Origin of the sequence: Arthrobacter sp. BL-252-APC-1A (assembly GCF_009696625.1) — a bacterium.
Lineage (GTDB): Bacteria > Actinomycetota > Actinomycetes > Actinomycetales > Micrococcaceae > Arthrobacter_B.
Genome location: NZ_VULS01000001.1, coordinates 417510 through 431871, shown reverse-complemented (window position 1 = coordinate 431871; position 14362 = coordinate 417510). Strand labels below are relative to the sequence as shown.

Here is a 14362-nt window from a genome sequence, read left to right as displayed (position 1 = left end):
CCGCAGAAACGTGATCCATGAGCAGCACAGACCTCAGCCCCGAAGACCTCAGCACCTGCCTTCGGGTCCTGTCCACCATCCATGCCCTGGATGAGGACCATCCGGACCATGTGGCCGTACGCCGGGCCACAGCCAAAATGTTCAAGGCCGTCAAGAAGCACCGGAAGGTGGCCAAGCGGGACGCAGTCGCCGAGGCAGACCGCGCCGTCGTGGCACGCACGGCTACCGGTGCCCCCGACCGCATTGACGACGAGACCAGGGGTGCGCAGCTGCGCAGCTCCGCACACGGTCCGTCTGCCGGTACCCTGCTGAAGCCGCGGAACTGCTACATCTGCAAGCAGCCCTACACCCTGGTGGATGCGTTCTACCACCAGCTCTGCCCCGAATGCGCGGCGTTCAGCCACGCCAAGCGGGATGCCCGGACTGATCTCACCGGACGCCGGGCACTCCTGACGGGCGGGCGGGCAAAGATCGGCATGTACATTGCCCTCCGGCTGCTGCGCGACGGCGCGCACACCACGATCACCACCCGCTTCCCGAAGGATGCCGCCCGCCGTTTCGCCGCGATGGAGGACTCTGCCGACTGGCTGCACCGGCTGAAGATTGTGGGAATCGACCTGCGCGATCCCGCCCAGGTGATTTCCCTGGCTGATGCCGTGGCCGCAGCGGGCCCGCTGGACATCCTCATCAACAACGCCGCGCAGACAGTGCGGCGCAGCTCCAACGCCTATCAGCCGCTCATGGACGCCGAGCTCGAAGAACTTCCCTCCAACGCGGCCATGCCGGAACTCGTGACCTTCGGCAACACCTACAACGCCCATCCCACGGCGCTGGCCGGATCGGTAGCTTCACACCCGGTTCTGGCCGGGGACGCCGTCACCTCCCTGGCACTGACCGCCGGATCCTCATCGTTGTCCCGGCTGGAGGCTGGAACAGCCATCGACGCCGGCGGCCTGGTACCGGACACGGCTCCGATCAATTCCTGGACGCAGGTAGTGGACCAGGTTGAGCCGCTGGAAATGCTGGAGGTGCAGCTGTGCAACGTGACGGCGCCCTTCCTGCTGGTCAACCGGCTCCGCCCTGCGATGGCCGCCGCGCCGGCGCGGCGGAAATACATCGTGAATGTTTCCGCCATGGAGGGACAGTTCTCCCGACGCTACAAGGGGCCCGGACACCCGCACACGAACATGGCCAAGGCTTCGCTGAACATGCTCACCCGCACCAGCGCCGGAGAGATGCTTGAAACGGACGGAATCCTGATGACGGCCGTGGACACCGGATGGATCACTGACGAACGTCCCCACCCGACCAAGGTAAGGCTTGCGGAAGAAGGCTTCCACGCGCCCCTGGACCTGGTAGACGGTGCCGCCCGTGTCTATGACCCGATCGTTATGGGAGAGGCCGGCGAGGACATCCACGGCGTTTTCCTCAAGGATTACCGCCCGTCTGCCTGGTAGCGCGGCGGCGCCGCAGCGCGCCAATGCCCTTGCTGAGCTCGGAGACCACCACGATCACGGCGGCCACACCAATGCAGAACAGCCACTGGTCACTTGTCAGGGGCACGGTGTCAAAGAGTTCTTCCAGCACGCCCAGCTGCACCACCAGGATCTGAAGCAGCACAACGGCACCGAGGGCGAACCAGATGGTCCGGTTGGTGAACGTCTGCAGGGAGAACAGTGATGACGTTTCGCTGCGGACGTTGAGCAGGTTGAACACCTGGAAGAATACAAACGTCGTGAACGCCATGGTGGTGGCGAAGTCCGGCCCGGCAGCCGCACCGTCGGGGAAAATGTCCGGCGCAGCGACCAGCACCCAGCAGGTTCCCGCTGCCATGACCGCGCCGGAAACCAGCAGCCCGAACAGGCGCTGTCCGGTCAGCAGCGGCTCCCGGGGCCTGCGCGGCGGGCTGCGCATCACCTTCGGGTCCGTGGAGTCCACACCAAGGGCAAGCGCCGGCGGTCCATCCATGATGATGTTCACCCACAGAATCTGGATGGCCGTAAAAGGAGCTCCCCCGGCGAATCCAAAGGTCGCGGCGGCAAGGAAAATGAGTACGAATCCCCACGCCGTCGTGAGCTGGAAACGGACGAACTTGAGGATGTTCGCGTAGATTCCCCGTCCCTCACGGACCGCGGCAACTATGGTGGCGAAGTTGTCATCCGTGAGGATCATCCGGGCAGCGCCCTTGGAAACATCGGTACCAGTGATGCCCATCGCAATGCCGATGTCGGCCCGTTTCAGCGCAGGGGCGTCGTTGACGCCGTCGCCCGTCATTGCCACGACGCTCCCGTCCGCCTGCAGCGCCTCCACTACCCGCAGCTTGTGCTCCGGTGAGACTCGGGCCAGCACCCCCACCTTGGGGGCAAGTTCCTGGAGCTCCTCGTCGCTGAGCGTATCCAGCGCGGAACCCGACACGGTCTCCCCCGGTATGCCCAGGTCCTTGGCGATCGCCGAAGCGGTGACCAGATGGTCTCCGGTAATCATGTGGACCTTAATGCCCGCGGACCGGGCCTCCTCAATGGCGTCCCGGGCCTCCCGGCGGGGCGGATCCATAATGCCCACCACGGCGAATAGCACCAGCCCGGAAACGCTTTTGCGCAGCTCTGCCGGGTCTTCGGGAGGGGCCTGCGCGAGCTGCCGTCCGGCCACAGCCAGGGTCCGCAGCCCCGAGTCCGCGATTGCCTCCACCTCCGCGAGAAGCAGATCGCGGCGTTCCTGCGTGAGGGGTTCCAGGCCCTCCGGTGCGGCCACCTGCGTACACAGGTCGAGGACGACGCCGGGTGCCCCCTTCACATGGCAGACGATGTCCCCCGGAGTGCGCTCACTGGTGTTGAAGGTGGCCATGTACTTGTACTCGGAGTCGAACGGGACTTCAGCGATCCGGGGGTGCTCCGCCCGGGCACCGACCGGGTCAATACCGCCTTTCTCGGCAAGTACCACCAGCGCCCCTTCCGTGGGGTCTCCGGAAAGCACACCGTCCGTGACCGAAGCGTCATTGCACAGGACCATGGCCAGATAGGCTTCTGTCAGCGCCGGCACTTCCCCGCCGTCGGGACTGAGGATTTTGCCTTCCGCGCTGTAGCCGGTACCGGTGACGCGGAACCGCCGCCCGGTTGCGGAAATGATCCGGCGCGCAGTCATCTCGTTCAGGGTCAGTGTGCCGGTCTTGTCGGTGCAGATCTGGGAGGTCCCGCCCAGCGTCTCGACGGCGGAGAGCTGCTTGATAATCGCGCCGCGGGCCGCCAGCCGGGAGGCACCCATGGCCAGGGTGAAAGCAACCACGGCCGTCAGGCCCTCCGGGATGGTGGCCACGGCCAGGGACACCGATGTCAGCAGCAGTGTATTCAGGTCTTCACCGCGGAGCAGCCCAAGGACAAAGACCAGTCCAACCACGCCCAGCGCAATCCAGGTCAGCAGGGCTGCCAGCTGGTCAATGCTTCGCTGGAGTGTGGTTTTCTCATTGGCGGTGCTTCCCAGCAGATGGGCGATTCTGCCCATCTGGGTGCCCATCCCGGTAGACGTCACGACCAGCACGGCCCTGCCGCGGCTAATGTCCGTGCCCATGTAGAGCATGCCGTGCCGGTCTGCCACCGGTGAATCCGCGGGCTGTACGGACGCCGCGTCCTTGTTGACGGGCTGGGACTCCCCTGTGAGGGCTGCCTCCGCGGCCTGCAGCCGCACGGCCTCCAGAAGCCTGCCGTCAGCGGGAACGGAGTCGCCGGCCTCCAGCAGCACGATGTCCCCCGGGACCAGGTCTGTGCGCGGGATGGTGGCGGTGCTGCCGCCGCGACGGACGCGTGTGGTGCCAACATCAGTGCGCCGCAGGGCTTCGAGGCTGTTCTCGGCGCGGCGTTCCTGGACGTAATTGAGGCAGGTGTTGAGGATAACGACGGCGAGGATCACCACTGGCGTCTCGAGGTCACGGGACACGACGGCGCTGAGTGCAGCCGCTGCCAGCAGCACCAGGATCAGGCGGTCTGACAGCAGTGCCAGGATCTTCCGCCAGGCCGGGACCGGCGGCCGTCCGGCAAGTTGGTTGGCCCCGTATTCCGCGCTCCGCCGGGCAACCTGCTGCTCGGTGAGCCCCGTGGCCGTGTCGGTCCCCAGCGCCGCGGCAACCTCGGCGGCGGGGGCGGTCCACGGCTCGGGGACGGGAGGGTCGGCTGCGCCGGTTACCGGCTCGCCGGCCCCGGAAGTGCTGAACTTCTGCATGGGCTGCCCCTGTGCTCGGAGGGCGAACTGGTCCGGATCAGTTTAGCAACGGGGCTGTGGTTCCCTGCAGTGCCCCGGTGCTTTCGGAGGGCGGGTACCTGACATACAGCTGCTGCCCCTAGGAGTGAAGTGGAATTGAACCCGCTTCTCGGGGATGGTTGGAGGATGCCCGAACCCGCCGCGCTCCGCGCGAAACTGCCAGGCCTCGCCGCCGCTGCTGCTGCCGTAGCTGTCTGCCTGGTGCTGCACCGGCTGCTCCCCGCCATTCCGGTGCTGACAGCCGCCGTTGTGCTTGGACTGCTCGCAGGGAATCTGCCCGGCGCGGCTGCCCTGTCCGCGGGACCGTGGCGCCCGGGGCTGGCGCTCTCCGCCAAGAAGTTACTGCGCCTGGGCATTGTGCTCCTTGGACTCAAGGTCTCCCTGATGGACATCGCAGGACTTGGCTGGCTGACAGTCCTGCTTCTGGTAGGCCTGGTTGGCTTCGCCTTCGCGGTCACGTACTGGATCTGCCGGGCCTTCCGGCTCCCCGGGGAACAACCAGTGCTCATGGCGGCGGGTTTCTCCATCTGCGGAGTTTCCGCCGTCGGAGCCGTGGCCGCAGTTCGGCAGGTGCGCCAGGAACAAACCGCTGTTCCCGCGGCCATGGTGACCCTCTGCGGAACTCTGGCGATTGCCGTGCTGCCGGTTTTGGGAGCGGTGCTCGGCCTTACACCGGAGGTCTTCGGCTTCCTGGCCGGTGCTTCCGTCCATGACGTCGGCCAGGTAGTTGCCACAGCCCAAACCGGGGGTGCAGCAGCACTCGCGCTGGCCGTGGTCGTGAAACTGGTGCGGGTCCTGATGCTCGCCCCTGTCAGCGCACTCGCGGGTCTCCAGCACCGGCGGCGTTCCGGCGGAGAAGGGAAAATGCCTCCGCTGATTCCGCTCTTCGTGGCCGGATTCCTGGCGGCTGTGCTGCTGCGGTCAACAGGCCTCCTGCCGGTGTCCGTCCTGGAGGCCGCTGCCTTGATCCAGGAACTGCTGTTTGCCGCAGCCCTGTTTGGCCTGGGCGCTTCAGTGGACTTCCGCCGGCTCGCGCGGACCGGCGCGCCGGCCGCAGCTGCCGGACTTATCTCGTGGGCGGTGCTGGTGGGCGCGGCCCTGTTGCTCGCGGTGCTGCTGGTTCCTGCTGCCTGATCTTGTTGGTCCTGCGATCGCGGGCCTAGGCTCAGGCTTCAATCCACTTTCTTGCCGACAGCAGGGGGCGTTATGGGCCAGGCGGTCACCGCCCGCCGTGCACCGGCCCACGCCGGAAGCGGCGGGCAGGAACAAGTGAGCGCGGGTGTTCTGCCGCGGGTGGCGGGATACGTTTGGTGCGCAGCGATTCTCTGGCTCCTCGGCTCCAACATTGTGGCGCCTTCGTTCGGTTCAACGCGTTACCAGACCCTGGCTGCGCTGCTTGCGGCTGCCGCGATCCTGTTGCTCACGCTCGGTGTGCCGTGGCTGCTGGCCAGGCTGGATATGGTGTTCAGGCGTCACAGCTGGGTGCTGGTCATCGGGTCTGTTGCCGGCTGGGGAGCAGTTTTCGCTGCTATCGCCCGGCTGGCTGATGCTGTCCGTCTTCCTCCGGACTGGGACGCCTATCCAGTCTTTAACTCTGCCGCCGCCCTGGCCGCAGAGAATACGGACGAAGCGAATCACAGCTATTTCCGGGTCAATCCCAATAACGTCCTGCTGACGCTCCTGCTCAGCCGGTATCTGGCCGCCGCTGAGGACCTGGGCTCGGTGGACCTGCGGCAGTCGGCAGCGTACCTGAGCGCCGGAGTCCTCTTTTGCGGGATGATCCTCACCTATGCGGCCGCCGCCATGATCGCCGGCCGTCAGGCCGCGCGGCTGACCCTGGTTCCGTCGCTGGCGTTGACCGGGGCCTCGCCATGGTTGCCTGTGCTCTACTCGGACACCGCAGGTCTGGTGTTTCCAGTGCTGATCCTCTGCCTTCTGCTGCTGGCAGGAAAGTCAGTGCTTTGGCTCCGTCTGGTGCTGTGGGCACTGGCAGGTGCGCTGTCTGCAGTCGGCTACGGAATCAAACCCACGGTGCTGGCAGTCCTGGCCGCGGCAGTGCTGGTGGGCTTGTTTTCCCTGCGCGGGCCGACGTGGAAACGCCAGCTTTTGGGCACACTGCTCACCGCCGCGGTCGCCGCCGCGGCATTCGGCGGCATGCGCCAGGCGGTCCACTCGTGGGAGCAGTCTTCCGGCATTTACGGAGCCGGAGGTACTGCCGAAGCTGCTCTTCCACCGACGCATTTCCTCAAGGTTGGAGCCCAGCATTATCCGGGACCGTACGGGGAGTTTTATGGAGCCTTCAACCAGGCGGACCTTTCCGGCACGCTGGAGTCAGCCCCCGGCCAGGAACGGTTCAACGCAGGGCTGGAAGCCTACCGGGACCGGGTCACCGCCATGGGACCGGCCGGCTACGCGGGATTCCTGAACGCGAAACTCCGCTGGATCACGGGTGACGGTTCGTTCTTCAGCTGGGGTGAAGGACAGATGAAGGCGGAGAACTTTCTCGCCGATGATCCCCTGAGCCGCACTATCCAGGATTTCTATGGACCGGGCCGTCCGGGCTTTGATTTCCTGCGCAGCGTCTGGCAGGGAACCTGGTTCATCGTCCTCGCCCTCTGCGGCGCAGGGTTGTTCCTTCGGAGCCCGGCGCTGGTTTCCCAGCCTGCGGCGATAGCCCGGATCAGCCTGGCATGCCTGTTCGTATTCCTGATGTTCTCTGAGGGAAGGGCCCGCTTCCTGTACCTGTACGTACCCTTTTTCATCGTCCTCGGCAGCCTGTCCCTGCTTCGCCTGCAGCAGCTCGTTCGCGGGCATCCGGCCAGGCACCGTGAGCGTCGGAGAGGACAAGCTCCCTCATCAGCGGCCGAAGTGGTTGAATGAACTGGTGTCTAACGAAAACCTGAGCCGCGATGAAGCTGCCGCCCGCTCCGCCCTGCTGAGAGTCGATTCCTACGATGTCGAGCTGGATCTCGGCAACGCCGCCGACCCGGCTGCCGCCGGGTTTCGGTCGCGCAGCACCATCACTTTCGACTGTTCCGAAGAAGGCGCCTCCACCTTTCTGGACTTCATCCACGGCGGCATTGACGCCGTCGTTGTCAACGGCCGGGCCTACGATCCCGTGGAGACGGTGGACGGCTCACGGGTGCTTCTGCGCAACCTCCAGGTCGGAACCAACAAGGTCAGTGTCGAGGGAACAGCGCTCTACAGCCGCAGCGGGGAAGGCCTGCACCGCTTCACGGATCCCGCTGACGGCAGGACCTACCTCTACACGCAGTATGAACCGGCGGATTCACGGCGGGTTTTTGCGAACTTTGAACAGCCGGACCTCAAGGCTTCCTTCACCTTCCACGTGATTGCCCGCTCGGACTGGGAAGTCGTCTCCAACGGAGTCGAAGCTGCACGCACTCCGCTTGGGGACGGAAGCCTGAGCCGCTGGGATTTCTCCGCCACGCAGCGGATCTCCACCTACATCACCTGTATCCTCGCGGGTCCGTACTTCAAGGCACAGGACATGTGGAGCACGACCCTCCCGGACGGTACGGATCTCATGGTTCCCCTCGGGGCGTACTGCAGGGCTTCCCTCGCCGAGCACTTCGATGCCGAAAACATTTTTGACACCACCAAGCGCGGCCTGGACTACTTCCACGGGCTCTTCGCCTACCCCTACCCCTTCGGAAAGTACGACCAGGCGTTTGTTCCTGAGTACAACCTCGGTGCCATGGAGAACCCAGGCCTGGTGACCTTCACGGAAGCCTACGTCTTCCGGACCAAAGCCACAGAGGCGCAGTACGAGGCCAGGGCCAACACCATCATGCATGAGATGGCGCACATGTGGTTCGGCGACCTGGTGACCATGCAGTGGTGGGACGACCTCTGGCTGAAAGAATCCTTCGCGGACTACATGGGCGCCCTCGCCGTGGACGAAGCCACTGACTGGACGAACTCCTGGGTGAGCTTTGCGAACCGGCGCAAAGCCTGGGCCTACGTACAGGACCAGCTACCCACCACGCACCCCATCGTCGCGGACATCCCCAACCTCGAAGCTGCCAAACAGAACTTCGACGGAATCACCTACGCCAAGGGCGCCTCAGTGCTCAAGCAGCTGGTGGCCTACGTGGGGTTTGAAGCCTTCATCGAGGCATCGCGCACGTACTTCTCCCGGCATGCCTGGGGCAACACCACCCTGGCGGACCTGCTTGACGTCCTCGGGGATGCTTCCGGCCGGGACATGAGCGAATGGTCCAGGATGTGGCTGCAGACCGCAGGCGTACCGGTCCTGGCCGTCGAGGCTGAGACAGCGCCGGACGGGACGTATACGTCTGTCGCTGTGCGCCAGGACGCGCCGGATCCTGCCAGCGGCGAGCAGATGCCCCGCCCGCACCGCATCCGCCTGGGCTCCTACGATTTCACGGCGGACGGTTGGCTGGAGCGTACCGGCACTGTGGAGATCGACGTCGCAGGCCGGCGCACCGAGGTGCCCGAGCTGGTGGGAGCGCAGCGCCCGGCGCTCCTGATTCCGAACGACGGCGATCTCACCTACGCCAAGATCCGGTTTGATCCGGAGTCGCTGGCTACCCTGCTCGAATCCATGGAGCGGCTGCGGGATCCGCTGTCCCGCGCGATCAGCCTCTCGGCTCTCTGGAACAGCGTTCGTGACGGCGTGCTTTCGGCCCGGGACTACGTGCGGCTGGTAATCCGCACCGCTCCCTCTGAATCCGGTGCCGGGGTGAAGCAGGTCCTTCTGGACAACGCCCGCGCCGCCGTCGAGCGTTATGCCCCGGCGGAGATACGCAGTGAACTCCGCGAACAGCTGTTCACGGCCGTTGCCCAGCAGCTCGCCGATGCTCCGGCAGAAAGCGACAGCCAGCTCATCCTGGCCAGGACCGCAGCAGCCCTCGCACGCTACAGCACGAGCCATAACGCACTTCTGCGTGGACTCCTGTCCGGAGAAGTCTCCTATCCCGGGCTGGGCGTGGACACAGACCTGAGGTGGAGGCTGTGGCAGGGGCTGGCGGGTACGGGATCTGCCGGACCGGAGGAGCTCAAGACGGAGCTGGCATCAGACAACACCGCTGCGGGCCGGGTGGGTTATACCGTTGCTGCGGCGGCGCTCCCCGACCCCGAGGTCAAGGCCGCTGCCTGGACTGCGGCAGTGCACACCGAGGATCTCTCCAACGAACTCCTTTCAGCGACGATCGAAGGGTTCAGCATAGGCGGGCATGAACTCCTTGATCCGTTCATACCCGACTACTTCGCTTCCCTTACCGATGTCTGGGCCAGCCGCAGCATCGAGCTCGCCTCGAGGGTCGTAGCGGGGCTGTATCCGTCTGCCCAGGACCTGCCGCTGCATACGGTGCCCGCAGACCACCCGGTGCTGCTGCTTGGCCAGGAATGGCTGGAAACAAACCCCCAGGCCCCGGGAGCCCTTCGGAGGATCATCATCGAGGCGCAGGACCAGCTGCTGAGGGCGCTGCGGGCCCAGGCTGCTGCGCGCTAGCCAGAATACATTCCCCCTGCTGCCGGTCGGCCGGCAGCAGGGGGGCATTCAGCAGCAACCGCGGTACGGCTACCGGTGCATTGCCACGCTGAGCAGGAACGCGGAGTCTTCGACCGCAGTCACGGCATGGCGTGCCTGCGGAACAATCAGCAGATCGCCGGCCGAGCCTTCCCAGCTCTCCCCCTCCGAGTTGAGGGTAATCCGTCCCTTGAGCACGGTAATGGTGGCCTCTCCGGGATTCTCATGCTCATCCAAAGCGAAACCGGCGGCCAGTGCGATCACCGTCTGGCGCAGAACGTGTTCATGCCCTCCGTATACAGTGGCTGCGCTTCTGCCGGACGACGCCTGCCGCGCCGTTTCCAGATTGTTCCGAACGAGGGCCGTTAGCGACTTCTTCTCCATGCCGGGAAGTCTAGATGCCCGGTCAAAGGTTAGATAGCCGGACCTACGGGACGCGGTTGATCCACTCCGAGGTGTCGAACTTTTCGGCGACCTTTTCCCTCGCACGTTCCATTTCGTGTTCGGAGAGGCCCGTCGTCTTGGCCCCGTAGCGCTCCGCGAAGGTCTGCATCATGGTGTCCAGGATCTCCTCGCGGCTCAAACCGGTCTGCCTCCGGAGCGGGTCCACGCGCTTCTTGGCACTGCGTGTCCCCTTATCGGAGAGCTTCTCCTTGCCGATACGCAGGACTTCCACCATCTTGTCAGCGTCAATGTCGTAGGACATGGTCACATGGTGCAGCATGCCGCCGGAGCTCAGGCGCTTCTGTGCCGCTCCGCCAATCTTGCCTTCGTCAGTGGCTATGTCATTGAGCGGCTGGTACCACGCCTTGATGCCCAGACGTTCCAGGGACTCCATGACCCACGCATCCAGGAACGGATAGGAATCAGCGAAACTGAGGCCGTCCACCAGGGACTGCGGAACATACAGGGAATACGTGATCGCGTTGCCGTGCTCCATGAACATCGCGCCACCGCCGCTGATCCGGCGCACCACCGTCACGCCGTGGCGCTCCGCGCCTTCCGGATCCACCTCATTGCGCAGTGACTGGAAGCTGCCGATCACCACGGACGGCGATTCCCACTCCCAGAAGCGCAGGGTTGGGTTGCGCCTGCCCGCTCCGACCTCTTCGGCAAGGACCTCATCCATGGCAACGTGCATGTGGGTGGACAGCGGAGTGGGCGGAATGATCTCCCATTCGTGGTCTCCCCAGCTTGTGGCCTTGGCCAGGGCGCGGCGCACCGTGATGGCCACCGCTTCGGGCGAGAACCCGAACAGAACGGCGTCGGGACGCAGGCGGGCGCGTACAGCCTCTGCGATCTGCTCTGCCGTACTCTCGGCAGAGAGTCCGTTCAGGGCCGAGTTGATTTCTCCGAGCGCGTCGTCCGGTTCAAGAAAGAAATCTCCACTGAGCGAAACTGAGTCCAGCTCTCCGTCCTTCACCTGGAGATCCACCACGACAAGTTTGCCTCCGGGAACCTTGTACTCCCCGTGCCGGCTGCCGTCGTGTGCTTCACTCATGGTGTTCCTCCTGGAAGAAAATCCCGGCCGTTCCGACGGCGCAGATATGACGTAAACGAAAGGTCCGTCCGGATCATTCCGGACGGACCTTTCAATTCTAGGCTGCTGGCTGGTAGCGGTAAGGCTACTTCTTGCCGCCGAAGCCCTTGAAGCGTGCGTTAAAGCGCTCCACGCGGCCGGCGGAGTCCATGATGCGCTGCTTGCCCGTGTAGAACGGGTGCGATGCGGAGGAGATTTCCACCTCGATCAGCGGGTAGGTGTTGCCGTCTTCCCACTCGATCGTCTTGGAGGACGTTGCGGTGGAGTTGGTCAGGAACGCGGTGTCGGACGCAAGGTCACGGAAGACTACCGGCGCGTATGTGGGGTGGATGTCAGACTTCACAGTAATACCTTCTCTAGGTGACTGGATTTTGCCAGGCACAATGGGGTTCAAAGCTCTTCAGGCCAATTGGCCAACAATCAATCTTAGCGCAAGGTGCACGGATATGCGCAAAAGCGGTACACCGTGCCTTCCAGGGCTAGCGCAGCGGCCCGGTGCTCCCCCAGCCGGTAATCTCCGCGCGGATTGAGGTGGCAATCCCCCGGGTTCGCCCCGCATGCTCAATCAGGAGCGGACGGTAGAGCTCGTCCAGGGTCAGGGTGAGGGTACCGGAGAAACCCCCCGGTTTTTCCGGCTCTACGACTGCGGTGAGCCGGGTGGCGGAAACTCCCTTGTAATCGACCGCGTACTCGACGGAGGCCGGATTGCCGGATTTGATCAGCCCGGCCAGCCTGTCCGGGTTGGCAGTGAGTTCGGCTGCATCAACTAATACGGCAGCGTAGGACTCTTCTGCCCCGCCCGACGCATCGGCCCGAACCGATGAATCTCCCGTGCGCAGCGTGCGCATCCCGCTTTCCACGGAAATCTCCAGCTCACCGTCCGTGCTGCGCAGCATCATCCCGAAATCGCTGCCGGTACGGAAATCCATTGTGTAGCTGCCCGGGGGCAGCCAGCTGGCCGTGGTGGACACTGTCTGCTGGGCGCCGTTTCCAGCCCTCATCGCCGAGGCCACGCACTCGGCCGCGTCGGCGCTGGGGAAAGGCCGGGCTTCCTCACGAAGGAGCCACTGGCAGGCAGCCTGGACTTCCTCTGCCATGCCGGCCTGTGCGCCGCTAACGCTCACCTGCATGGGCTCCGGCTCGGGCGCAGGCTCGGGTTCCGGCTCGGCCGTCCGTACTTTCGCCTGCGGGGGAACCGGAGCGGGGGCCGGGGGCACGGTGGTCTGCGTGGTTTCCCTTGACGCAATCTGATCTGCTGTTGGGCCGCAGGCTGCAACCGCCGGGAGCATGCCCGCGGCCAGGCACAGCGCAGCGATTCTGTACCGCCCCGGGCGGCGCTTGCGACCTGTCATTCCCTGCCCCCGGACGCTTCAGAGTGTGACGCTTCGTGCAGGCCCAAGTGTTACACCAATATCCGCTGGATATAAGGGTGGGCGTTCCTACAAAACCCTGCACTCCCAAAAGGCAACGGCACTTGCGGCGGCGACATTCAGCGAGTCCACTCCGCGCTGCATGGGTATGCGGACGCTGACGTCCACTGCCGAGATTGTCCCCGCCGAGAGGCCGTCCCCCTCGGTGCCAAGGACGAGCGCGAGTTTCTCGTGGCGCTGGGCGCCAAGCTGCTGAAGCGTGAGCGAGTCGTCCCGGAGAGCCAGCGCGGCCGTCACGAAACCGGCTTCACGGAGTTCGGTCAGGGCGCCCGGCCAGGATTCGAGCCGGTGCCACGGCACCTGGAACACTGTGCCCATGCTGACTCGAATGGCCCTGCGGTAGAGCGGGTCCGCGCACCTGGGGCTGACGAGGACGGCGTCAACGCCCAGGGCCGCAGCGGAACGGAAGATCGCACCGATGTTCGTATGGTCCACAATGTCTTCGAGGATGGCAATCCGCCGTGAAGAAGCCAGCAGCGGCGCCAGCTCCAGCGGGGCTGGACGCTGCATGGCAGCCAGGGCACCGCGGTGCAGATGGAACCCCGTAATTGCTTCGAGCACCTCGGGTGTTCCCACGTAGGCAGGCGTACCCGGAAACCGGTCCAGGATGTCCTGCAGGTCGGGAAGCCACTTTTCGGCCAGGAAGAAGGACCTGGGAATGTGGCCGGCGTCGATGGCCCGCCGCAGGACCTTCGAGGATTCGGCGATGTACATGCCTTCGGCCGGCTCGCGAAGCCTGCGAAGGGAAGTGTCTGTCAGCCGGGTGTAGTCGGAGACGCGCGGGTCACCGGCTGATTCAAGGTGGATGAGGCTCACTTAGAAAACCATAATCCACAGTGCCCCGAGGCCCAGCAGCACGATCACCGTACGCAGCACAACGGGGTGCAGCCGGCGCCCGACGGCGGCACCGATGAAGCCGCCGATCAGTGAGCCGACGGCGATCAGCGCCACGACCGGCCAGACGATCCGGTCGAAGGCAAACAGCATGTACGACGCCGCTGCCACCAGGTTCACTCCCAGAACCAGGATGTTCTTGACGGCATTGGCGTTCTGGAGCGTCCCGTGCAGGAAGATGCCGAGGATACCCACCAGCAGGATGCCCTGCGCCGCCACGAAGTAGCCGCCGTAGACACCTGCCAGGTAGATCAGCACTGTCAGCGTCCAGGACGGTCTGGCGGGCCCCTGCAGCACTGTTCCGGGTTCAGCGGTCCGGGCTGCCCGCTCGCGCACCCACGACTGCAGCTTGGGCTGGAAGACGACGAACAGCAGTGCCACGACGATCAGGAACGGGGCGACGGTTCCGAACACGTCCTCTGGCAGGTGCAGCAGCAGCCAGGCTCCGGTGATCCCGCCAAGGATCGAGGCGGGCAGCAGGCGAAGAAGCGTGCCGCCAAGACCCGCCAGTTCCCTGCGGTAGCCCCAGGACCCGGCGATGTTGCCGGCTACCAGGCCCATGGCGTTGCTGATGGTGGCGGCGACAGGCGCGTAGCCGAGGGCCACCAGCACCGGGAACGTCACAAGTGTTCCGGAGCCAACGATTGCGTTGATGGTTCCGGCCCAGAGGCCGGCGAAAAGTACCAGGGCGTCATGAAGCCACCCTGCGGAAGACAGGAGCATGGAGGAGCA

Annotated in this window: 11 protein-coding genes; 4 read left to right on the top strand and 7 right to left on the bottom strand. The window is 64.9% G+C overall.

The window, feature by feature from the left end:
* The first annotated feature begins 17 nt into the window (after positions 1-17).
* Positions 18-1457, top strand: a complete 1440-nt coding sequence (locus FYJ28_RS01990; protein WP_055241111.1) for an SDR family NAD(P)-dependent oxidoreductase — start codon at positions 18-20, stop codon at positions 1455-1457.
* Here FYJ28_RS01990 and FYJ28_RS01985 read toward each other — a convergent pair.
* Entirely contained in the window at positions 1429-4212 is a 2784-nt protein-coding gene (locus FYJ28_RS01985; RefSeq protein WP_154578088.1) for a cation-translocating P-type ATPase, read from the bottom strand. The two genes, FYJ28_RS01990 and FYJ28_RS01985, sit on opposite strands and share 29 nt — an antisense overlap.
* A 165-nt stretch (positions 4213-4377) precedes the next feature.
* On the opposite strand from FYJ28_RS01985, the gene FYJ28_RS01980 reads away from it, so the two are divergent.
* The 3 genes from FYJ28_RS01980 to pepN all read left to right on the top strand — a co-directional run bounded on the left by FYJ28_RS01980 (position 4378) and on the right by pepN (position 9748).
* The gene (locus FYJ28_RS01980; protein WP_055241113.1) at positions 4378-5385 is read left to right on the top strand and encodes a YeiH family protein; all 1008 of its coding nucleotides are present in this window, start codon (positions 4378-4380) and stop codon (positions 5383-5385) included.
* Between the two features lie 135 nt (positions 5386-5520).
* Positions 5521-7131, top strand: a complete 1611-nt coding sequence (locus tag FYJ28_RS01975) for a hypothetical protein (RefSeq protein ID WP_154578087.1) — start codon at positions 5521-5523, stop codon at positions 7129-7131.
* Positions 7132-7135: 4 nt separating this feature from the next.
* Entirely contained in the window at positions 7136-9748 is a 2613-nt protein-coding gene (gene pepN / locus FYJ28_RS01970; protein WP_326831446.1) for an aminopeptidase N, read from the top strand.
* 69 nt (positions 9749-9817) lie between these two features.
* On the opposite strand, the gene FYJ28_RS01965 is transcribed toward pepN, so the two are convergent.
* The 6 genes from FYJ28_RS01965 to FYJ28_RS01940 all read right to left on the bottom strand — a co-directional run bounded on the left by FYJ28_RS01965 (position 9818) and on the right by FYJ28_RS01940 (position 14353).
* Positions 9818-10150, bottom strand: a complete 333-nt coding sequence (locus FYJ28_RS01965; RefSeq protein WP_055241117.1) for a cupin domain-containing protein — start codon at positions 10148-10150, stop codon at positions 9818-9820.
* Between the two features lie 43 nt (positions 10151-10193).
* Positions 10194-11267 (bottom strand): lipoate--protein ligase family protein, encoded by a 1074-nt coding sequence (locus tag FYJ28_RS01960; protein ID WP_055241119.1) that lies wholly within the window; start codon positions 11265-11267, stop codon positions 10194-10196.
* Between the two features lie 124 nt (positions 11268-11391).
* Positions 11392-11649, bottom strand: coding sequence for a type B 50S ribosomal protein L31 (locus FYJ28_RS01955; protein ID WP_055241121.1), 258 nt, complete (start codon positions 11647-11649; stop codon positions 11392-11394).
* 136 nt (positions 11650-11785) lie between these two features.
* Positions 11786-12658, bottom strand: a complete 873-nt coding sequence (locus tag FYJ28_RS01950) for a hypothetical protein (protein ID WP_154578085.1) — start codon at positions 12656-12658, stop codon at positions 11786-11788.
* A gap of 87 nt (positions 12659-12745) precedes the next feature.
* Positions 12746-13552: a TrmH family RNA methyltransferase gene (locus FYJ28_RS01945; protein ID WP_055241125.1), complete on the bottom strand. Its 807-nt coding sequence runs from the start codon at positions 13550-13552 to the stop codon at positions 12746-12748.
* Positions 13553-14353 (bottom strand): sulfite exporter TauE/SafE family protein, encoded by an 801-nt coding sequence (locus tag FYJ28_RS01940; RefSeq protein WP_154578084.1) that lies wholly within the window; start codon positions 14351-14353, stop codon positions 13553-13555.
* Between the last annotated feature and the right edge of the window lie 9 nt (positions 14354-14362).